The sequence below is a fragment of the Streptomyces sp. NPDC001056 genome, assembly GCF_053598955.1.
In genome coordinates this window covers 54117-75171 of sequence record NZ_JBSFLI010000029.1, presented here as the reverse complement: position 1 = coordinate 75171, position 21055 = coordinate 54117, and the positions used below count along the sequence as shown (strand labels likewise).

The 21055-nt window shown below is 71.9% G+C and carries 21 protein-coding genes; 1 reads left to right on the top strand and 20 read right to left on the bottom strand.

Annotation, left to right across the window (positions count from 1 at the left end; translation table 11 throughout):
* Positions 1 to 42: 42 nt before the first annotated feature.
* The 15 genes from dprA to ACWDD7_RS28700 form a co-directional block, all read right to left on the bottom strand.
* Entirely contained in the window at positions 43 to 1218 is a 1176-nt protein-coding gene (gene dprA, locus ACWDD7_RS28770; RefSeq protein WP_450459536.1) for a DNA-processing protein DprA, read from the bottom strand.
* On the bottom strand, positions 1215 to 2840 hold the full coding sequence (locus tag ACWDD7_RS28765) for a YifB family Mg chelatase-like AAA ATPase (RefSeq protein ID WP_450459535.1): 1626 nt from the start codon (positions 2838 to 2840) through the stop codon (positions 1215 to 1217). The genes dprA and ACWDD7_RS28765 overlap by 4 nt, the downstream gene beginning before the upstream one ends.
* Positions 2841 to 3203 carry a YraN family protein gene (locus ACWDD7_RS28760; protein WP_351867678.1) on the bottom strand — a complete coding sequence of 121 codons (363 nt, stop codon included), beginning with the start codon at positions 3201 to 3203 and terminating at the stop codon, positions 2841 to 2843.
* 126 nt (positions 3204 to 3329) lie between these two features.
* Positions 3330 to 3638 (bottom strand): DUF2469 domain-containing protein, encoded by a 309-nt coding sequence (locus ACWDD7_RS28755; protein WP_003965949.1) that lies wholly within the window; start codon positions 3636 to 3638, stop codon positions 3330 to 3332.
* 56 nt (positions 3639 to 3694) lie between these two features.
* Complete coding sequence (locus tag ACWDD7_RS28750) at positions 3695 to 4216, bottom strand: NUDIX hydrolase (protein WP_450459534.1); 522 nt, start codon at positions 4214 to 4216, stop codon at positions 3695 to 3697.
* A complete protein-coding gene (gene lepB, locus ACWDD7_RS28745) occupies positions 4206 to 4994 on the bottom strand; it encodes a signal peptidase I (protein ID WP_450459533.1) in 789 nt (262 codons plus the stop codon). Before lepB (ACWDD7_RS28745) ends, ACWDD7_RS28750 begins: the two co-directional genes overlap by 11 nt.
* Before the next feature lie 111 nt (positions 4995 to 5105).
* On the bottom strand, positions 5106 to 6110 hold the full coding sequence (gene lepB / locus ACWDD7_RS28740) for a signal peptidase I (protein WP_450459532.1): 1005 nt from the start codon (positions 6108 to 6110) through the stop codon (positions 5106 to 5108).
* Positions 5998 to 7086, bottom strand: coding sequence for a signal peptidase I (lepB, locus tag ACWDD7_RS28735; protein WP_450459531.1), 1089 nt, complete (start codon positions 7084 to 7086; stop codon positions 5998 to 6000). The genes lepB (ACWDD7_RS28740) and lepB (ACWDD7_RS28735) overlap by 113 nt, the downstream gene beginning before the upstream one ends.
* Positions 7079 to 7777 carry a signal peptidase I gene (lepB, locus tag ACWDD7_RS28730; RefSeq protein ID WP_351867691.1) on the bottom strand — a complete coding sequence of 233 codons (699 nt, stop codon included), beginning with the start codon at positions 7775 to 7777 and terminating at the stop codon, positions 7079 to 7081. The genes lepB (ACWDD7_RS28735) and lepB (ACWDD7_RS28730) overlap by 8 nt, the downstream gene beginning before the upstream one ends.
* Positions 7778 to 7822: 45 nt before the next feature.
* Entirely contained in the window at positions 7823 to 8173 is a 351-nt protein-coding gene (rplS, locus tag ACWDD7_RS28725; protein WP_351867693.1) for a 50S ribosomal protein L19, read from the bottom strand.
* 134 nt (positions 8174 to 8307) lie between these two features.
* On the bottom strand, positions 8308 to 9141 hold the full coding sequence (gene trmD / locus ACWDD7_RS28720) for a tRNA (guanosine(37)-N1)-methyltransferase TrmD (RefSeq protein WP_351867695.1): 834 nt from the start codon (positions 9139 to 9141) through the stop codon (positions 8308 to 8310).
* Positions 9141 to 9701 (bottom strand): ribosome maturation factor RimM, encoded by a 561-nt coding sequence (gene rimM / locus ACWDD7_RS28715; protein WP_392214549.1) that lies wholly within the window; start codon positions 9699 to 9701, stop codon positions 9141 to 9143. Before rimM ends, trmD begins: the two co-directional genes overlap by 1 nt.
* Positions 9702 to 9805: 104 nt before the next feature.
* A complete protein-coding gene (locus tag ACWDD7_RS28710) occupies positions 9806 to 10045 on the bottom strand; it encodes an RNA-binding protein (RefSeq protein ID WP_029385578.1) in 240 nt (79 codons plus the stop codon).
* Positions 10046 to 10050: 5 nt separating this feature from the next.
* The gene (rpsP, locus tag ACWDD7_RS28705; RefSeq protein ID WP_285560256.1) at positions 10051 to 10470 is read right to left on the bottom strand and encodes a 30S ribosomal protein S16; all 420 of its coding nucleotides are present in this window, start codon (positions 10468 to 10470) and stop codon (positions 10051 to 10053) included.
* 362 nt (positions 10471 to 10832) lie between these two features.
* Entirely contained in the window at positions 10833 to 11429 is a 597-nt protein-coding gene (locus ACWDD7_RS28700) for a hypothetical protein (protein WP_285560254.1), read from the bottom strand.
* 514 nt (positions 11430 to 11943) lie between these two features.
* On the opposite strand from ACWDD7_RS28700, the gene ACWDD7_RS28695 reads away from it, so the two are divergent.
* Positions 11944 to 12879 (top strand): SAM-dependent methyltransferase, encoded by a 936-nt coding sequence (locus tag ACWDD7_RS28695; RefSeq protein WP_450459530.1) that lies wholly within the window; start codon positions 11944 to 11946, stop codon positions 12877 to 12879.
* A gap of 7 nt (positions 12880 to 12886) precedes the next feature.
* Here ACWDD7_RS28695 and ftsH read toward each other — a convergent pair whose 3' ends face one another.
* The 5 genes from ftsH to ACWDD7_RS28670 form a co-directional block, all read right to left on the bottom strand.
* Positions 12887 to 14830 carry an ATP-dependent zinc metalloprotease FtsH gene (gene ftsH / locus ACWDD7_RS28690; RefSeq protein WP_450459529.1) on the bottom strand — a complete coding sequence of 648 codons (1944 nt, stop codon included), beginning with the start codon at positions 14828 to 14830 and terminating at the stop codon, positions 12887 to 12889.
* 136 nt (positions 14831 to 14966) lie between these two features.
* The gene (gene ffh / locus ACWDD7_RS28685) at positions 14967 to 16517 is read right to left on the bottom strand and encodes a signal recognition particle protein (protein ID WP_450459528.1); all 1551 of its coding nucleotides are present in this window, start codon (positions 16515 to 16517) and stop codon (positions 14967 to 14969) included.
* Between the two features lie 97 nt (positions 16518 to 16614).
* A complete protein-coding gene (locus ACWDD7_RS28680; protein WP_351867711.1) occupies positions 16615 to 19074 on the bottom strand; it encodes a [protein-PII] uridylyltransferase in 2460 nt (819 codons plus the stop codon).
* Between the two features lie 38 nt (positions 19075 to 19112).
* Positions 19113 to 19451: a P-II family nitrogen regulator gene (locus tag ACWDD7_RS28675; protein WP_085566762.1), complete on the bottom strand. Its 339-nt coding sequence runs from the start codon at positions 19449 to 19451 to the stop codon at positions 19113 to 19115.
* Positions 19448 to 20827 (bottom strand): ammonium transporter, encoded by a 1380-nt coding sequence (locus tag ACWDD7_RS28670; protein WP_450459527.1) that lies wholly within the window; start codon positions 20825 to 20827, stop codon positions 19448 to 19450. The genes ACWDD7_RS28675 and ACWDD7_RS28670 overlap by 4 nt, the downstream gene beginning before the upstream one ends.
* Positions 20828 to 21055: the final 228 nt, after the last annotated feature.

Below are 21055 nucleotides of genomic sequence, written 5' to 3'. Positions count from 1 at the left end.
CAAGGGCGTCGGGCGTTCCCCCGGACGGCCGAACACGCTCGGTCAGCACGGAGCGTGACCCGTCCGGGCCGAGATCACCGCCTGGCGTGTCAACTTCCAGCCATCGCCGTGTCGTTCGACGTATCCAAGTGCTCGGAGTTCGTACAACCTCGCGATCGTCTCGTCCGGCGTGGTGCAGGCGTCCAGCGCGATCTCCCCGACGGGTGCCGCACGGTCCCCGGGCAAGGCGGCGAGGACGGTGCGGGCGGCCGGTGCCAGCAGGTCGCGGGGCAGCACGGGACCGGTGCGGGGCGGGGCCAGGTCGCCCATGGCGCCGACGAGCTCGGCCACCTCGGCGGCGTCGGTGACGAGGGCGGCCCCGCCGCGCAGCAGTTCGTGCACACCGGCGGAGAGTGCGCTGGTGACCGGGCCCGGTACGCCCATGGCGTGTCTCCCGAGGCGTTGCGCCGCCCGCGCGGTGGCGAGCGAGCCGCTGCGGCAGGCGGCCTCCACGACGACGGTGCCTCTGGTCAGGGCGGCGATGACGCGGTTGCGGAGGATGAAGCGGCTCGGGGTGGGGTGGTCGCCCGGGGGGAGCTCGCCGATCACCAGGCCCTGGTCCGCGATCCGCTCGATCAGGGCGGTGTGGCCGCGAGGATAGGGCCGGTCGACGCCGCAGGCCAGGACGGCCGCGGTGGCTCCGCCGGCGGCGAGCGCGCCGCGGTGGGCGGCGGCGTCGATGCCGTAGGCGCCGCCGGAGACGACGACCCAGCCGCGTTCGGCGAGGCCGGCGGCGAGGGTGGCGGCGACGTGGGCGCCGTACTCGGTGCAGGCGCGGGCACCGACCACGGCGACGGATCTCAGCGCCCACATCCGCAGACCGGGCCGCCCGCGGACCCACAGTCCGAGGGGCCGCGCGTCCGCGAGGTCGTCCAGCTGTCCCGGCCACTCGGGATCCCCCGGCATCACGAACCGCGCCCCCGCCGCCCGCGCCACGGCGAGGTCCCGCTCCGGCTCCGCCCGCCCGGCCCGCGCCACCAGCCCGGCCCACCGGACCCGACCGACCCCCGGCAACGCCTCACCCCCACCTCTGATCCGCCGCGCCACCTCCCCGGCACCGAACTCCCTCACCCACCGCCCACCGGCCTCGTCCCCCGGCTCGATCACCCGCCCCAGAAACACCCGTCCGAGAAGGTCCTCGTCGCGCTCACGGGCCAGGCCCCCGTCCGCCCCGCTCACGTCAGCGCGCCGATGGCCATCGGGACCCCTCGGGGGACGCCGGTGCGCAGATGCAGGGCGAGGGCGACGTCGGTCGCGTCCGGACGGTCGTGGCCGACGAGGTCGGCCACCGTCCAGGCGACCCGCAGCACCCGGTCGATGCCGCGGGCGGTGAGCACGCCCCGCTCCAGGCTGCGTTCGGCCTCGTCCATCGCGCCGGTGACGGCCTGGAACCTGCTGCGCAGCTCCCGTCCCGGCAGCTCGCTGTTGGTGCGCCAGGGTGTTCCGGCGAGGCGGGCGGCCGTACGCTCCCGGGCCTGCCGCACCCGGTCGGCGACGGTCGCCGTGGGCTCGCCGCGGGCGCCCGGCGCGACGAGGTGGGCCCGGGTGACCGGATCGACCTCGACGCGCAGGTCCACCCGGTCCAGGAGCGGGCCGGAGAGCCGGGCCTGGTAGCGGCGGATCACCGCAGGCGGGCACTCGCACAGGGCGTCACGCTGCGAGAAGCGGCCGCAGGGGCAGGGGTTGGCCGCCAGCACCATCAGGAAGCGTGCCGGGAAGCGGACCACTCCCGCGCTGCGAGCGATCACGACGTGCCCGGACTCCAGGGGCTGCCGCAGGGCGTCCAGGGTCTGGCTGCGGAACTCGGGCGCCTCGTCCAGGAACAGCACCCCGCGATGGGCGAGGGACACCGCCCCCGGGCGCGCGATGCCGGGGCCGCCGCCGACCAGGGACTGCATCGTCGCCGAGTGGTGCGGGGCGCAGTACGGGGCGACGTCGATGAGCGGCTTGCCCGGTGGCAGCAGCCCAGCCACCGAGTGCACGGCCGTGACCTCCAGGGACTCCTCCCTGGTGAGCCTCGGCAGGACGGCGGGCAGCCGTTCGGCCAGCATCGTCTTGCCCGCGCCGGGCGGCCCTTCGAGGAAGAGATGGTGTCCCCCGGCGGCGGCCACCTCCACAGCCGTACGGGCCGAGGTCTGGCCGACGACGTCGGCCAGGTCGTGATCGCTTTCGTGCTGGGCGGCGCCGAGGCTGTGCATACCGGTGGCGGCGCCGGTGCCCGGCACCCGCAGCCCGGCGAGGAGCGGGTCGGGGCGCCCTTGCTCGTCGGGCGCCTCCTCGGGCACGGGCTCCTCGGCCAGCACCGCGATGAGCTGGCGCAGGCTGCGGACGCCGAGCACCGATACGCCCGGGACCAGCGCGGCCTCCGCGGCGGCGCACTCGGGCACGACCACCTGCTCGTAACCCGCGTCGGCGGCGGCCAGCACGGCGGGCAGGATGCCGCGCACCGGGCGCACCCGGCCGTCCAGGCCCAGCTCGCCGATCATGACGATGTCGGCGAGGACCCGGGGGTCGATCCGTTCGGCGGCCCCGAGCACCGCGCAGGCCACGGCCAGATCGAAGCCGGAGCCGGCCTTCGGCACCGAGGCGGGGCTGAGCCCCACCGTGAGCTTCTTCTGCGGCCACTCGGCGCCCGAGTTCACCACCGCCGCCCGGACCCTGTCCCGGCTCTCCGTCAGGCTCTTGTCCGGGAGGCCGACCAGGGTGAAGGCGGCGACACCGGGTTCGAGGTCGGCTTGGACTTCCACGACCACGCCCTCGACGCCGACGAGGGCGACGGAGCAGGTACGGGCGAAGGCCATTCAGGCCACCCCCCGGGCGTGCTCGACCTGGGGTGCGCCGCGGCCGGGGACGAGGACGCCGACCAGGTCGATGCGGACGCCGCCCGGTGGGGCGCCGCCGTGGACGTGGATCCAGTGCTCGGCGAGGTCGCGCAGCCGGGCGGCCTTCTCGGGGGTCACCGCGGCCATGGGATGTTCGTAGCGCCCGCCCGCGCGGGTCTTGACCTCGCAGACGACCAGGACCTCGCCGTCCCTGGCCACGATGTCGATCTCGCCGGCGCGCCCGGCACGCCAGTTGCGCGCCAGGATCGTCATGCCGCCCTCGGCCAGCCGCCGGGCGGCCAGGTCCTCTCCGTACCTGCCGATCGCTTCTCGTGCGTTCATGTCGGCACCACCTCCGGCGCCAACGCTCACGCATCACGGCCCAACAAGTGGATCTTGGTGGGCTACCGGGCGGTTGGGGAAAACCTCGTCACCCGGAAGCGTGAAGCAGCGGAGAACCGCAGGTCATCAGCCGCCCGGCAGCTCCAGATCGCTCTTGTTCAGCTCCTCGATGTTCACGTCCTTGAACGTGAGCACCCGGACCTGCTTGACGAACCGAGCCGGCCGGTACATGTCCCAGACCCAGGCGTCGGCCATCGACACCTCGAAGAACACCTCGCCCTGAACCGAGTGCACCTGCATCTCGTAGTCGTTGGTGAGGTAGAAGCGCCGTTCCGTCTCGATCACGTATTTGAACAGACCGACGACATCTCGGTACTCCCGGTAGAGCTTCAGCTCCATCTCGGTCTCGTACTTTTCGAGGTCCTCGGCGCTCATGGCATGTTCCCCTTCAGCCGTGCGATCCCCCCATTGTGCGCCAGTTCCGCTGGCCCTCAGACGATTTCCGTATCGAGGGTCAGGGGGCCGGCCGGGGGACCCTCGACGAGCAGCGTGCGCAGCAGCTCGGCGAGTCTGGTCGGATACACCGTCTCATGCGCGCGGGTCAGTTCCCGGCACGTCCACCAGCGTGCTCCGGCGACACTGCGCCGCTCCAGCTCCGTCAGGCCCGTGGCCACGGTCGCGGTCTGGGTCGTACGGGCCAGGTAGTACCACTCGTCCTGGTCCCAGCGGCGGCCCGCGAACGGGAAGGAGCAGCGGCGCCGCCACAGCACCGGGCCGAGGTGGACCTCGGTGATGCCGGTCTCCTCGGCGAGTTCCCGCAGCGCGGCCTCGGCACGGGTCTCGGCGCCCTCCACGCCGCCGCCGGGGGTGAACCACCAGTCGTCGGCGGGGTCCTCGGGCTCATGGCCGTGCAGCAGGAGGATGCGGTCACGGGGGTCGAGCAGCACCACCCGGGCCACCTTGCGCAGGCCGCCCTGGTACGACGACTGCGCGGGCTCGGTCTCAGCGGACACCGGCCGCCTCCGCGCGGGTGGCACGGGCCCGGGAGCGGCCCGCGCGCTTGGCGATCGGGCCGTAGGCGCCGCCGCCGAGGACCAGGACGGCGCCGGCGACGATCAGCAGCTCGATGGTGGACAGCGGCCCCGGCTGCGAGAGGGTGCCCAGCGCCTCGAACCCGGTGGGGCGCTTCAGCGCACCCTTCCAGGGGAAGATCACGGAGTCCACACGGGCGATCACGGCGGTGCGGGCGACGGTGCCCTTGGCGGCGTCCGTGAGGTGGGCGGTGGAGTCCAGGGAGCCCTGGCGTTCGTCACCGAGCAGGAAGAGCCGGCCCTGGGGGACGGTCACGGTCGGGAAGTTCTGGTTCTCGGCCAGGCTGCCCTTGGGCAGGTACGGCTCCTCGATCTGCTTGCCGTTGACGGTCAGCTTGCCGTCGGTGCAGCAGGAGACGGTGTCGCCGCCGACCGCGACCACGCGCTTGACCACGTCGGAGCCGGTGACCCAGCTGTTGTCGCGGAAGACGACCACATCGCCGCGGCGCACCTCGTCGCCGTCCACGCGCTGGGCGAGTACGCGGTCGCCGGCGTCGATGGTGGGGGTCATGGAGCTGGTGGGCACGGTGTACGGCCGGTAGCTCACGGCCGCCCAGGCGAAGCCGCCGAGGAACAGCACCAGGCCCAGGGCCATCGCCACTCCGGACAGCCGCTGCCCGAGCCGGCCGCCGCCCGCCGCCGTGCCGGAGCCGGTGCCGCCGCTGCGCGGGGCCGTACGCGTCGTACTCTCACCACCCATGGACCCGCACCCTACCTGCCGGTACCGGACGAGGTCAGCCCCTCTTTCACGACCCGGGGCACAGCTTTCCCGGAGCTTCACGCACAAGCCGGGAAAGCCGCGGCAGGGGGCTCAGCGCTGTCCGGTGGTCGTCTTCGGGCGGGCGTCCGAGCGCAGCCGCTCCTCGCGACGGCGACGCCACACCAGGGCCGGTGCGACGGCCGCGACGGCGACGCCCTCGGGGGCGACCGTCAGGGAGGCGGCGGAGGACTGCTGGTTGCTCAGGCCGGGCTGCTCGAAGGTGTCCGGGACGGGCAGGGTGCCCCAGTGGCTGATGGGCCAGGCCTTGACGATGGCACGGCCGACGACCTTGTCGACGGGCACGAAGCCGTGGTTCCTGTCGCTCTGGTTGTAGCGCGAGTCCCGGGAGTTCTGCCGGTGGTCGCCCATCACCCAGATGAAGCCCTTGGGCACCTTCACCTTGAACTGGCCGCCCTGGTCGTCCTGGCTGCACGGCGTGTTGCCCGGGTAGATGTACGACGACTCGTTCAGCGCCTTGCCGTTGACCAGCAGGGGGCCCGTGCCCTTGCACTCGACCGTGTCGCCGCCGACGCCGATCACCCGCTTGATCAGGTCCTTCTCATTGGCGGACGGCATCAGGCCGATCCAGCTGAGGACCTTCTGCACCGCGTTCGGGTTCGGCGCGGGCTCGCCCGCCAGCCAGTCGTCCGGGTCGTGGAAGACGACGACCTCGCCGCGCTCGGGCTCGGAGCCGAACCACGGGGTGAGCTTGTCGACCAGGACGCGGTCGCCGATCTGGAGGGTGTTCTCCATCGAGGCGGAGGGGATCGAGAACGCCTGGACCAGGAAGGTCTTGATCAGCAGCGCCAGGACCAGCGCGATGACGACCAGGATCGGCAGCTCCGTCCAGAAGGAGCGCGGCTTCCTGGGCGGCGGCGTGGCGTCACCCGCGCCCCCGGTCCGGGAGCCCTGTCCGTCCTGCGGGGCGCCGTCGCCCGTCGCGTCATTCCCGGTGGTCATGGCGCCGTCCGAACCGGAGCCGTCCGCCTCCGCGTGGTTCCCGCGGTGCTCCTCGCCGTCGTGTCCCGATCGTGCGCCAACCGCCACATCCCCCACGCCAACTCCTTACTCCGTGCCGCCGCCCGCGCCACAGACGGCGCAGGCCCACCACTCCCATAACGAGCGGGAGTTCCGCAGGGGTCGGGAGTTCGGTCATTCCGTTCGGATTCTCATGGTCAACCCTATGCGACAGGGGCGAGGCCGAAGCCGTCCGCGTGTCGGCGTGGGCAACGCTTGCGAAGGTTTTAGGTTCCTCCAGGCGCGTCCAGTGGCCGATCGGCCAGCCGATCCACATGGCTCGCCCGACCACCGATTTCACCGAGACCGTTCCCCCGTACGGGGAGTCCCGGTGGTAGCGGGAGTCGGCGGAGTCGCCCCGGTGGTCGCCCATCACCCACAGCCTGCCCTGGGGCACGGTGATGTCGAAGCGCATGTCGGACGGGTTGTTGCCCGGGTAGAGGTAGTCCTTCTCGGACAGCGGCACGCCGTTGACGGTGACACGGCCTTGCGCGTCACAGCACCTGACGTGGTCGCCGCCGACCCCGATGACCCGTTTGATCAGGTCTTTCTCATTGTCGGACGGCAGCAGTCCGATGAAGCTGAGGCCCTCCTTGAGCTGTTTGACGACGACGGGGTCGGGCTTCTGCGCGGCCTGCTCGCCGGCCAGCCAGCCGCCCGGGTCGTGGAAGACGACGACGTCCCCGCGCTGCGGCTCGGCGCCGAACCAGGGGGTGAGCTTGTCGACCAGGACGCGGTCGCCGATGCGGATCGTCTGCTCCATGGAGCCGGACGGGATCACGAACGCCTGGACGAGGAAGGTCTTCAGGACCAGCGCGATCAGCACCGCGACTCCCACCAGAAGCGGGATCTCCCGAACGGCTGAATGCCTGCGCTTCCGCTTGACCTTGCGCTGGAGCTTGCGCCGCTCCGCGCGGGTGCGGCCGCCGCCGGGCGCGGAGCTGCGCCGGGTCCCGGTGGACGACGGGGGGCCTGCGGGGCCGGAGCCCTCGCGCGGCTTGCCGCGGTTACCCATGGGCGCCACCCGTCGCGGCGGGCACCCGCGCGTAGGCGGGCGGCCGGGTCAGATGGGTCCAGTGGGCGTACGGCCATACGATCCAGTCGGCCCGGCCGATGACGTCGTCGAGCGGGATCATGCCGCCGCCCGGTGACCCGAGGTGGTCGCGGGAGTCGCTGGAGTCGCTGCGGTGGTCGCCGAGGAGGAAGAGGGTGCCCGGGGGCACCACGATGTCGAAGGGCACGCTGGAGGCGGTGTCCCCGGGGTAGAGGAACGCCGACTCGTCGACCGCGCGGCCGTTCACCTCGATCCTCCCCCGCTTGTCGCAGCAGACCACATGGTCTCCGCCCACCCCGACGACGCGCTTGATGTAGTCGCCGTCCCCGAAATACCCCGTTCCGTCGAACACAACCACGTCCCCGCGGGCGGGCCGGGCGCCGAAGCGGTAGGCCAGCTTGTTCACGAGGACGCGGTCGCCGATCCGCAGGCCCTGCTCCATGGAACCGCTCGGGATCTGGAACGGCTGCACCACGAAGGTGCTCAGCAGGAGCAGGAACACCAGGCAGGCGAAGAGGGTGAGGGTGACGCGGCCGCCCGGCAGCCACTCGGCGATCCGGGCCGGCAACGCGAAACGCGACCGCTCCTCCGGGCCCGGGGAATCCGGGCGGGAGGTGCGGTCGCGTTCCGTCGGCTGTGCTTCGGTGTCCATCGGGGCGAGATGTTATCCGGCCCCGCTGTGACGCCGGGGAAGCGCTCAGCGCTCGCGCTTCTCCTTGATCTTCGCGGCCTTGCCGCGCAGCTCACGGAGGTAGTACAGCTTGGCGCGGCGCACGTCACCACGGGTGACCAGCTCGATCTTCTCGACGATCGGGGTGTGCACCGGGAAGGTGCGCTCGACGCCGACGGAGAACGAGACCTTGCGGACCGTGAAGGTCTCGCGGACACCGGAGCCCTGGCGACGGATCACAATGCCCTTGAACTGCTGCACACGGGAGCGGTTGCCCTCGATGACGCGGACGTGGACGTTGACGGTGTCACCCGGGCGGAAGGCCGGGAGGTCGCTGCGCAGCGACGCGGCGTCGACGGTGTCGAGCAGGTGAGACATTTCGTCTGCTTTCTTCGCTGATGCCACAGGTCATCAACGGGAGAGAGAGGTACAGGAGGTTGCCGTGCGGGTCGGGACGGGCGTCGTGTCCCCCTGTGGCAGGGGCGCACACCGGACGAGCGCACAACAGCGGCCTATTCTTCCATGCCCCCGGCCCGGCGCCAAAATCGGCCGTACGAGCGGCCGTCCGGGTCCGGTTCCCAGCCCAGGACGGACAGCATCTCGCGGTCCTTCTTGTCGAAGGCCTTCGGGTCGCAGTGCTCGATCAGGTCGGGCCGGTTGAGGGTGGTACGACGCAGCGCCTCGTCGCGGCGCCAGCGGGCGATCCTGCCGTGGTGGCCGCTGAGCAGCACCTCGGGGATGTCCCGGCCGCGCCAGGCGGGCGGCTTGGTGTAGACGGGGCCTTCCAGGAGGTTTGCCATGGCGCCGGGCGCGAAGGAGTCGTCGCGGTGGGACTCGGCGTTGCCGAGGACGCCGGGCAGCAGCCGGGCGACGGCCTCGGTCATGACGAGGACGGCCGCTTCGCCGCCGGCGAGGACGTAATCACCGATGGAGACCTCGTAGACGGGTATCCGGGTGGCGTACTCGTCGAAGACGCGCCGGTCGATGCCCTCGTAGCGGGCCGGTGTGAAGATCAGCCAGGGCCGCTCGGAGAGTTCCACGGCGAGTTCCTGGGTGAACGGGCGGCCGCTGGGGGTGGGGACGATCAGCGCGGGGGCGTGGGCGCCGCTCTCGTAGCCGTCGGCGAGGACCGTGTCCAGGGCGTCGCCCCAGGGCTCCGTCTTCATGACCATGCCGGGGCCGCCGCCGTACGGCGTGTCGTCGACCGTGTTGTGCCGGTCGTACGTCCATTCACGCAGGTCATGGACGTGGACGGCGAGCTGTCCACGATGGCGGGCCTTGCCGACGAGGGAGACGTTCAGGGGGTCCAGGTACTCGGGGAAGATCGTGACGACGTCCAGGCGCATTACGACTCGTCCCCCGCGGCGTCCGCGTCCCGGGTGGAGGCGATCTCGGCACGGTCGTCGATGAGGCCGGGCGGGGGCGTGATGACGGCCTTCTGCTCCTGGAGGTCGATCTCGGCGACGATCTCCTCGACGAAGGGGATCATGACCTCGGTGCCGTCCGGACGCTCCACGATGAACAGGTCCTGCGAGGGCAGGTGCGAGATCTCGGTGATCCGGCCGATCTCGGTGCCGTCCTCGGTGACCACGTCCAGGTCGATGAGCTGATGGTCGTAGTACTCGTCCTCGTCCTCCGGCAGCTCCTCCGGGTCCACCTCGGCGATCAGCAGGGTGTTGCGCAGGGCCTCGGCGGCGTTTCGATCGGTGACGCCCGCGAAGCGCAGGAGCAGACGACCGCTGTGGACGCGTCCCGTCTCGATGGTCAGCGGACCCGTGGAGGCGGGGTCCGTGGCGAGTACGGCGCCGGGGGCGAGCCTCAGCTCCGGCTCGTCGGTACGTACCTCGACGGTGACCTCGCCCTTGATGCCATGGGCACGGCCGACCCGTGCGACTACCAGCTGCACCTGTCCAATTCTCCTGTCATCTCCTGCGCGTGTCCTGCTCATACGACTGCGGGCCGGGGACGGCCGAGTGGCCCTCCCCGGCCCGAGCCGGTTGCGATGAAGCGTCAGCGGACGTTGTCCACGTCGACCAGGTCGACGCGGACACCGCGACCGCCGATGGCGCCCACGACGGTACGCAGAGCGCGCGCGGTACGGCCGTTGCGGCCGATCACCTTGCCGAGGTCGTCGGGGTGGACCCGGACCTCCAGCACACGCCCGCGGCGCAGGTTGCGCGAGGCGACCTGCACATCGTCAGGGTTGTCGACGATGCCCTTCACGAGGTGCTCAAGCGCCTCTTCGAGCATGCTGCTCAGGCCTCGGTCGACTCGGACTCAGCCGCGGCCTCGTCCTTCTTCTCAGCCTTCTTCTTCTGGGTGATGGCCTCACCCTTGGCGTCGTCGTCGCCACCAAGGGCCTCGAACGACGGACGGGCCGGCTTCGGCTCGGCGACGAGCAGCGGCGCGGGAGCCGGCTCGCCCTTGAACTTCTGCCAGTCGCCGGTCTTCTTCAGGATGGCGAGGACGGGCTCGGTCGGCTGGGCGCCGACGCCGAGCCAGTACGCCACGCGGTCGGCGTCCACCTCGATGACCGACGGGTTGTAGGTCGGGTGGTACTTGCCGATCTCCTCGATGGCCCGGCCGTCACGGCGGGTACGGGAGTCGGCGACGACGATGCGGTAGTGAGGCGAACGGATCTTGCCCAGACGCTTCAGCTTGATCTTGACTGCCACGGGAGTGGATTCTCCTGGTTTTGACGTGGTAGGGCACGGCGAGCTGCCGCGTGGGGTTGCGGTACCCGAATGCCCGACGGACGCGTCAGCCGGAGGAGAGAGGGGTCCTATGCGGCTGTCGAGTACAGCCATCCATTCTGCCATACCCCGCGGGCCGGTCTCGGCCGGGGCCTCAGCGGGCCCGCTCCTGTTCAGCACTCGGGGGTGACGGACGTCGGCGGACCTGCCGGCCGTGAGCCGGGGGAAGCCGGGGGTGGAGTCGGGTCGCGGTGGGCGGGCGTGCGGCACCCGCCCGCCGACGCTGGTGGTCGGCGGGCCGGGGCGGAGTCGGTCCGGCACCCACGAGATGCCGGGGGTGGAGGTCAGGCGGCGCCCGACATCTCGGGGATGCGGAAGGGTTTGCCGCAGCCGCCGCAGACGATGGGGGCCTGGGCGAGGACGGAGGGGACCACGCGGACGTTGCGACCGCAGTCGCACACCGCCTTGACGCGGACGCCGCCGCCGGAGGAGCCGTGCCGGGCGGCCGGGCCCCGGAAGGTGCGGGAGGTGTCCTCCGTGGTCGCCGCCGAGTGCGCCTTGAGGGCGCGCTGGAGACGCTCGATGGTCGGCCGGTAGCGCCGCTTCGCCTCGGGGTTGAGCGTGACCAGCGAGAAGCCGCTGCTGGGATGCGGTTCCTCGGGATGGTCCAGGCCCAGCTCCTCCGCGATCGCGAGGAACCGTCGGTTGTGGTAGCGGCCGGCACGGGAGGTGTCGCGCACCCCGCGCGCGGCGGCGATGCCATGGACTGCCTCATGGAGCAGCCGTTCGAAGGAGAGCTCGTGCCCGCACGCGGAAGACGACTCTCCGATCAGGGACTCTGGCGCGGCAAGGTCCGGCAGCTCGGGGTGGTACCGCTGAATGTCGGCCCACGCCTGTGCCAGCTCTGCGGCGAGAACAGGGGGTGTCTGTGTCGTGCTCACGTAATGACAACGAGCGGAGGGCACGCTGTGTTCCTATTCCGGGGCATCCCAAATAATTTGCACGTACCCGTCAGTTGGCACTGATGCGTCCTGACGAGGGCGCGTGCGCTGATCTGCGGAGAAAGCCTCACAGCTCATACCAAGCCGGTGCGTAGACGGCACTACGCTCCCCCCGGTACGCCCTGTCGCGAGGATGGCCCGTGGATACGCAAGGGGCGATTCGGCCGCTCTCGGTATCAAGCCTCACCTTGGTCAGCGCCCGTGACGGTCGCGACGTTACCGTGCGCGACCGCACCCCCCGGCACCGGCCCGTCCTCCGGCGTGCACACCGTAAAGGCAGCACGATTGCCGGGATGTGAATTCTCGCCACACCGGCGCCCCGGGCCCAGCCGGGCTCCCTCGACCCCTGGACGGCACCGCGAGGCGGGAGTTACCTGGCATACGCGGGAAGGAGCACGGGGCCGCACACGACCGGGCAGGACGGCGAACCGCCGGCGGATGGGGGCGCTTATCCATGACAGCTTCGCTCGTGCGGCAGCATCGGCCGCACACGGATTCCACGGCTCACGGGAACTCCGGGGCACGCGCGCGGGACTGGGCCGAGATCCAGGAACGGATGCTCGTCCCGCTCCTCGAAGCCGTGTACGAACGGCTCGACGTGGGCCCGGACACCCGCCTCCTCGGCCTGCACTGCGGCTCCGGCCTCGCCCTCCTCCTCGCGGCCGCCCGCGGCGCCACCGTCACCGGCACCGATCCCTCCCCCGACCTCCTGGCCCTCGCCCGTCGGCGGCTCCTGACGCCGGACGGAGCCCCCGGCGGCGCACCCGGCACGGGCCTGGGCACAGTCTCCGGCCGCCGCGGCACCGCGCGCGCGGAACTCCTCCAGGACTTCCCCGAAGACCGGGACCTGCCCAAAGACGCCGAAGCCGCCGAAGCCGCCGACGGCACCAAGCCCACCACCCCCTACACCCTGATCACCGCCCTCGAACCGATCCGCCGCCCCGGAGGCGATCCCCAGGCCCTCGCCGAACTGCTCGCACGGGCCCTCCCCCACGCCGCCCCCGGCGCCGCCGTGGTGCTCGCCGGCTGGGGTCCGCCGGAACGTTGCGCCACCTCCACCGTCCTGCGGGTCGCGGCGAAACTGGCTGATCCTTTGCGCAGTACGGGCAGCCGGCGCCCGGCCCGGCGCGACGATCTGGAGGAGGCCGCCCAGCGGGCGGGGCTGCGGCCCGACGGCTCCGGGCGAGTCGCTTGCCCGTTCGGATACGCCGACCCGGACAGCGCGGTGCGCGGACTGCTGTCCACGGGGCTCTTCGACGCGGCGATCGCGGCGACCGACGCCAAGCAGGTCGACAAGGAACTGACCGAGGCCCTGCACCCGTACCGCCGTCCCGACGGCACCGTCCGGATGCCCAACGTCTTCCGCTACCTGATCGCCCGCGCCCCGTAGGCCGCCCTCACCGCGCCTCCTCGGTGTCCTTCCCCAGCCGCGTGATCCCGGCGATGCGGTACGCGTCCGCCTCCTCCAGCGTCTCGTGCTCCAGCAGCGCCCGCGCCAGCGCGTCCAGCTGCCCGCGGTGGTCCCGGAGCTTGCGCCGCGCCTCTTCGTAGCACTCGTCCACGATCCTGCGCATCTCGGTGTCGATCGCGTCGAGCGTCGCCGGCGCGGCGGAGAGCCCGTACGCCTGCTGGGCGTCGCTCGGCAGGGCGGACAGCCGGCCCACCCGCTCGCTCATGCCCCAGCGGGCCACCATCCCGCGCGCGATGTTCGTCACCTGTTCGAGGTCGCTCTCCGCGCCCGTGGTGACCACGCCGTAGACGACCTCCTCCGCGGCCATGCCGCCCAGCGCGCCGATGATGCGCCCGCGCAGATACTCCTCCGAGTGCGCGTACCGCTCCACCTCGGGCGTGGACATCGTCACCCCGAGCGCCCGCCCGCGCGGCACGATGGTGATCTTGCGTACCGGGTCGGCGCCGGGCTGGAGCATGCCGAGCAGCGCGTGGCCGCTCTCGTGGTACGCCGTACGCCGCCGGTCCTCCTCCGGCATCACCAGGGTCCGCTCGGCACCCAGCTGCACCTTCTCCAGCGCCTCCGACAGATCCGCCCGGGTCACCCGCTCCTGCTTGCGCTTGACCGCGAGCAGCGCCGCCTCGTTGGCGAGGTTCGCGAGGTCGGCGCCCGTCATGCCGGGGGTCGCGCGCGCCAGCCTGGCCAGGTCCACCTCCGGCTCCAGCGGCACGTCCCGGGTGTGGATCCGCAGGATCGCCTCGCGGCCCGCGCGGTCCGGCGGAGCCACGGTGACCACCCGGTCGAAGCGGCCGGGGCGGGTCAGCGCCGGGTCCAGGATGTCGGCGCGGTTGGTCGCCGCGATGACGATCACGCCCTCCGAGCCCGAGAACCCGTCCATCTCGGTGAGGATCTGGTTCAGCGTCTGCTCGCGCTCGTCATGGCCGCTCATGGCCGTGCTGCCGCTGCGCGCCCGGCCGATGGTGTCGATCTCGTCGATGAAGATGATGGACGGCGCCACCTTGCGGGCCTCGGCGAACAGCTCGCGCACCCGGGAGGCGCCGACGCCGACGATCATCTCGATGAACTCCGACGCCGAGGCCGAGAAGAACGGCACCCCGGCCTCGCCCGCGACCGCCCGCGCGAGCAGCGTCTTGCCGGTGCCGGGCGCCCCGGCGAGCAGCACGCCCCGGGGCAGCTTCGCGCCCATGCGGCGGTACGCGTCGGGGTGCTCCAGGAAGTCGACCACGTCGTCCAGCTCGCCCTTGACCTCGTCGATCCCGGCCACGTCCGCGAACGTCGTGCGCCTGGTCTCCGGTTCGGGCCCCACCGGCTTGGGCGGCGCCCGGCGGCCGAACAGACCGCCCGCGCCGGGCAGCGCGCCGCCGAGCCGGCGGGCGAAGAAGACCCACACCGCGACCAGGACGAGGATCGGGATCAGGGAGAGCAGCAGGTTGGACAGGAAGCTGCGCTCCTGCACCACCGGCCGGGCGGTCACCGTGACGCCGTGGCTGCTCAGGTTCTGCCACAGCCGGTCGTCCGCGAAGGCCGGCCGCTGCGTCTTGAACCGGGTGTACCGGCCGCCGCCCTCGGGGTTGCTCCGCGCGCTCTTCAGCCGGCCCTGGATCGCGTCGCCCTTGGAGTAGATCGTGGCGACATTGCCCTCGGAGACCTGCCGGCTGAACTCGGTGTAGGAGATCGTCGGCTGGTTGCCCTGGCCGAGGTAGTTCAGGCCGATGTAGGCCAGCAGGAAGACGATGATCGCGGTGACGAGCAGCCCCCACCACTTGCCGCCCTTGAGCCCTCCGCCGCCGGACCGCCGGGGCACCTCCGGGGTGCCCTCGGCGCGCCACGGCTGCTCCGGGTCCTTGCGCGGGGGCGCCGCATTGCTCATACAGGGACGTTACGGCAGATACCGGCACACGGCACTCGGTGGGACTCCGGAAAAGACCAGGGGCGCCCCCTCCGGGAGGGGGCGCCCCTGACGTCAGTCGTACGGCGTCACGTCATACGACCATGCCGTACGACCGTCAGCCCATGAACTTCTTGAACTCGTCCGGCAGCTCGAACTCCTCGCCGCTCTGCTGCGGCAGCCCGAACGCGTTCCCGCCCTGTGCGGCGGCCTCGCGGCGCTGGGCCTCCTCCAGCTCCTGCTGCTTGCGCTTCATCGGGTTGCCGGAGCGCTGCTTGCCCTTGGCCTTCTTCTGCTGCTTCTTCTGCCGGCCGGGGCCGCCGCCCATGCCCGGAATCCCCGGCATGCCCGGCATACCGCCGCCCTGGGCCATGCGGGACATCATCTTGCGGGCCTCGAAGAACCGCTCGACCAGGCCCTTCACGGCGCTGACCTCGACACCGGAACCCTTGGCGATACGGGCGCGGCGGGAGCCGTTGATGATCGTCGGGTCCTGGCGCTCGCCCGGGGTCATCGACTTGATGATCGCGGCGGTGCGGTCCACGTCCCGCTCGTCGATGTTCTGGATCTGGTCCTTGATCTGGCCCATGCCCGGCAGCATGCCGAGCAGCTTGGAGATCGAGCCCATCTTCCTGACCTGTTCCATCTGGGACAGGAAGTCGTCCAGGGTGAAGTCCTGGCCCTTCTTGGACGCCAGCTTCGAGGCCATCTTGGCGGCCTCTTCCTGGCTGAAGGTCTTCTCCGCCTGCTCGATCAGGGTGAGCAGGTCACCCATGTCGAGGATGCGGGAGGCCATCCGGTCCGGGTGGAACGCGTCGAAGTCGTCCAGCTTCTCGCCGTTCGACGCGAACATGATCGGCTTGCCGGTGATCTGCCGGATGGACAGCGCGGCACCACCGCGGGCGTCACCGTCGAGCTTGGAGAGGACCACGCCGTCGAAGCCGACGCCGTCACGGAAGGCCTCGGCGGTGTTGACGGCGTCCTGACCGATCATCGCGTCGACGACGAACAGGATCTCGTCCGGGGAGACGGCGTCGCGGATGTCCGCGGCCTGCTGCATCATCTCCTGGTCGATGCCGAGGCGGCCGGCGGTGTCCACGATCACGATGTCGTGGACCTTGGACTTCGCGAACTCGATGGAGTCCTTGGCGACCTTGACCGGGTCGCCGACGCCGTTGCCGGGCTCCGGCGCGTAGACGGCCACGCCCGCGCGCTCGGCGACGACGCTGAGCTGGTTGACGGCGTTGGGGCGCTGGAGGTCGCAGGCCACCAGCAGCGGGGAGTGGCCCTGCTCCTTGAGCCAGCGGCCGAGCTTGCCCGCGAGGGTGGTCTTACCGGCACCCTGGAGACCCGCGAGCATGATCACGGTGGGCGGCTGCTTGGCGAAGCGCAGCCGCCGGGTCTCGCCGCCGAGAATGGTCACGAGCTCGTCGTTGACGACCTTCAGGACCTGCTGGGCCGGGTTCAGCGCCTTGGAGACCTCGGCGCCGAGGGCACGCTCCTTGACGTTCTTGATGAACGTACGGACGACCGGAAGGGCCACGTCCGCTTCGAGGAGCGCGATGCGGATCTCGCGTGCCGTGGCGTCGATGTCCGCCTCGGACAACCGGCCCTTGCCGCGGAGGTTTTTGAAAGTCGCGCTGAGGCGGTCGGAGAGGGTATCGAACACGGTGGCGTCGGTCCTCGGGGTCGGAGTGGTCTGGGCTGCCCTCAAGGGTATCCGGCCCGGCAGGGCATCAGTCCCCGCCGGTCGCATTCGGCGTGCGTCACGGCGCCCGCAGCGTCTCCTCCAGCACCCTCGCCACCGACCCCGCGTCCCCCGTCGGCAGGGGCTCGCCCGCCCCCGTGGTGACGTAGAAGGCGTCGACCGCGTTGGCGCCCAGGGTCGAGACGTGCATGCTGCGGACCCGCACGCCCGCCTTCTCCAGGGCCATGCCGATGCGGTGGAGCAGGCCGGGGGCGTCCTGGGCACGGACCTCGATCACCGTGGCGTGGTGGGAGGCGGCGGGGGCCACGGTCACCCGGGGCGGCGGGGCGAGCAGGCCGCGGCGCCGCGGGTAGGCGGCGTCGCGCTCGGCGAGCCGGCCGGCGATGTCGAGGGAGCCGTCGAGCGCGCGCACGAGGTCGGCGCGCAGCCGGGCCGCCTCGGGCAGGGAGCCGTACTCGGCGGCGACGCGCCAGTCGAGCAGCAGCACCGAGCCGTCGCCGTCGTGCACGTCCTCCGGCAGCCGCAGGGTGCGCAGCTCGGCGGTGCGGACGGTGAGCCGGTGCACGGCGAGGACTCCGGCGACCGCCGGCAGCACGGCGGTCTGGTCGGGAACGGCGATGAGCAGCTCGACGCCGAGCGGTTCGGGCGCGCCGGGCGGTTCCTCGGCGGGGACCGGCTCGCTGCGGGCACGCAGGGCGAGGGCCGGACCGCCGGTACGGAAGGCCTCGATGGCCAGGCGCTCCTGCTCGGCGGTGGGCGCGGTGGGCGCCGGCTCGTCCGGGACGTCCCCGGCGAGGAGCGCGCCGACCCGGCGGACCAGGTCGCCGACGAGGGAGCCGCGCCAGGCGGACCAGGCGGCCGGGCCGGTGGCGAGGGCGTCGGCCTCGGTGAGGGCGTGCAGGAGTTCCAGGGTGCTCTGGGTGCCGACGGCCTCGGCGACGGAGCGGACGGTGGCGGGGTCGTCCAGGTCGCGGCGGGTGGCGGTGTCGACCAGCAGGAGGTGGTGGCGTACCAGGGTCGACAGGACGGCGGCGTCCTCGGGGTCGAAGCCGATGCGTGCGGCCACGTCCTTGGCGATGATCTCGCCGGCCACCGAGTGGTCGCCGGGCCAGCCCTTGCCGATGTCGTGCAGCAGGGCGGCGACGAGCAGCAGGTCGGGGCGGTGGACGTGGCGGGTGAGGGCGGAGGCGCGCACGGCGGTCTCGATCAGGTGCCGGTCGACGGTCCACACGTGCACGGCGTTGCGCTGGGGGCGGCAGCGGACCCGTTCCCAGTCCGGGAGCAGGCGGCTGATCAGCCCCTCTGCCTCCAGGGCCTCCCATACCTCGACGGTGGGGCGGCCGGAGCCGAGCAGGGTCACCAGTTGTTCGCGCGCCTCGGCGGGCCAGGGGGTGGGCAGGGGGCGGGCGGCCGCGGCCATGCGCCGTACCGCGTACGGGGAGAGCGGGATGCCTGCCTGGGCGGCGGCGGCCGCGGCGCGCAGCGGGAGCACGGGGTCGCGTTCGGGGCGTGCGGCGCGGGCGAGCACCACCTCGCCGTCCTGTTCGACCACGCCCTCGGCCAGCGGGGACCGTTCGGCGATCTGCTTGCCGCCGCCCAGGATGGCGCGCAAGCGCGGGCGCACGGCGCGCGAGCGCAGGACGCGCCCCACTTCGCGCCAGGTGACGTCACCGGCGTACGAGATGACGCGGGCCGCCTCGTAGACCTGCCGGAGCAGGACGTCGGCGTCGAGCAGGCCCAGCTCGGCCGCGACCTGGTCCTGCTCCTGGAGGGCGAGCCGGTCGGTGGCGCGGCCGGTGCTCAGGTGGAGTGCGTCGCGGACGTCGAGGAGGTGCCGGCGGGCCTCGGCCAGGCCCTCGCGGGGGGCGTCGGCGAGCCAGGAGGCGGCCACGGCACGCAGCGCGGTGGCGTCCCGCAGTCCGCCGCGGGCTTCCTTGAGGTCGGGTTCGAGGAGGAACCTCAACTCGCCCTGGCGGGCGGCGCGTTCGTCGCCCAGTTCCTTCAGTTCGGGCAGCCGGCGAGGGGCCTGGTTGCGCCAGTCGGCGAGGACGGCGGTGCGCAGCGCGGTGGTCAGGCCGAGGTCGCCGGCGACATGGCGGGCGTCCAGCAGGCCGAGCTGGACCTTGAGGTCCTCGCCCGCCGCCCTGCGGGCCTCGGCGAGGGTGCGCACCGAGTGGTCGAGGTCGAGGCCCAGGTCCCAGACGGGGTACCAGAGGCGGTCGGCGAGGGCGGCGACCGCGCCGGGGTCGGAGCCGTCGTGCAGCAGCAGGAGGTCCAGGTCGCTGCGCGGGGACAGCTCGCCGCGGCCGTAGCCGCCGACCGCGACGAGGGAGACGCCCTGGGGACGGCCGACCGCGGCGGTGAAGAGTCCGGCGAGCCAGTCGTCGGTCAGTTCGGCGAGGGCGGCACGGCGCGGCGGCCCGGTCCGCGCCCCCTCGGTGAGGAGGCGCAGCCGTGCCGCCGCGTAGCCGCCGGGTTCCGGGCCTTCGGCCGGTTTCCGCTCATCCGTTCCCGTCACCCAGCGACTCCCGTTCCGTTCCGGTGTTCCAGGCTGATTCAGAGGGCGTCCGGGCCGCGTTCGCCGGTGCGGACCCGTACGGCCGTCTCGACCGGGACCGACCAGACCTTGCCGTCGCCGATCTTGCCGGTGCGGGCCGCCTTGACGATGGCCTCGATCAGTTCCTCGGCGTCGTCGTCCTCGGTGAGGACCTCGATGCGGATCTTGGGCACCAGGTCGACGGTGTACTCCGCGCCGCGGTAGACCTCGGTGTGGCCCCGCTGCCGACCGTAGCCGCTGGCCTCGGTGACCGTCAGTCCATGGACGCCGAAGGACTGAAGGGCTTCCTTGATCTCGTCGAGCCGGTACGGCTTGACGACGGCCGTGATGAGCTTCATGCGTCCACCTTCTTGGTCTGCTTCCCGCTCTTCTTGTCGTCCTGATTCTCCGGCTGCTTCCCGCCGGCCGCGGCGGAGACGGCGGACCCGAGGACACCGCCGCCGGCGCCGCTGAAGTCGTACGCCGTCTCGGCGTGCTCGGCGCGGTCGATGCCGGAGACCTCCTCGTCCTGGGTGACGCGCATCCCGATGGTCTTGTCGAGGAGGAAGGCGAGGACGGCGGAGACGATCAGGGAGTAGGCGAGGACGCCGCCGACGCCGGCGCACTGCTTCCACAGCTGGGTGAAGGAGTGGTCGCCGTAGAAGACGCCGGTGGCGGTGGACTGGCCCTTGCCGCTGGCGAAGAAGCCGATCAGCAGGGAGCCGAGGATGCCGCCGACCATGTGGACGCCGACGACGTCCAGGGAGTCGTCGTAGCCGAAGCGGAACTTCAGTCCGACGGCCGCGGCGCAGGCGACACCGGCGATGGCGCCGACGGCGATCGCGCCGAGCGGGGTGACCGCGCCGCCGGAGGGCGTGATGGCGACGAGGCCGGCGACCGCGCCGGAGGCGGCGCCGAGGCTGGTGCAGGCGCCGTGGCGGATCTTCTCGTAGCCGAGCCAGGCGAGCATGGCGGCGGCGGTGGCGATCTGCGTGTTGACGAACATCAGGGGGCCGACGCCGTCGTCGTTGCCGAGCCAGGAGCCGGCGTTGAAGCCGAACCAGCCGAACCACAGCAGACCGGAGCCGAGCATGACGAGCGGGAGGCTGTGCGGGCGCATCGGGTCCTTCTTGAAGCCGACGCGCTTGCCGATGACGAGGATGACGCCGAGGGCGGCGGCACCGGCGTTGATGTGGACCGCCGTACCGCCGGCGAAGTCGATCACGCCGAGTTCGTAGGCCCAGCCGCCGGTGCCCCAGACCCAGTGGGCGACCGGGAAGTAGACGATGGTGACCCACAGCACGACGAAGAGGGTCCAGGCGCTGAATTTCACCCGGTCGGCGAGGGCACCGCTGATCAGGGCCGGTGTGATGATCGCGAACATCATCTGGAAGACGGCGAAGACGAAGACCGGGATGGTGTAACCGGGCCACAGGTCCGTCTTGCCGATGCCGGTCCAGCCGACGAAGTCGGAGGTCCAGCCGATCAGTGAGCCGTGGTCCGTGCCGAAGCTCATGGAGAAGCCGTAGAGCACCCACAGGATGGTGACGATGCCCATGCTGATGAAGCTCATCATCAGCATGTTCAGGGTGCTCTTGACGCGGACCATGCCTCCGTAGAAGAAGGCCAGGCCCGGGGTCATGAGCAGCACCAGGGCGGAAGCTATGAGCATGAAGCCTGTGTTGGCGGACGACAGCTTGGGTGCGTCCGCCGCAAGCATGATGGCTGGAGCCATCGGCGTCTCCTCGTCGATCGGTACGGCCCGTGCGGGCGGTGCCTCAGCGGTCCGGTGTCGGTGGGGCGGGGGGTGGGCCGGTATGCGCCAGAGACTGACGCAGCACCGTTTCCACGGAGGCCACTCGCTGTTTCACCGGGGTGACGAAGACGACCTGTGTGTTACACGTCCATGAACCGACCGCGGCCGGTACCTCTCGATGACCTGGCGTTGGGGGAGCCGAGTCGG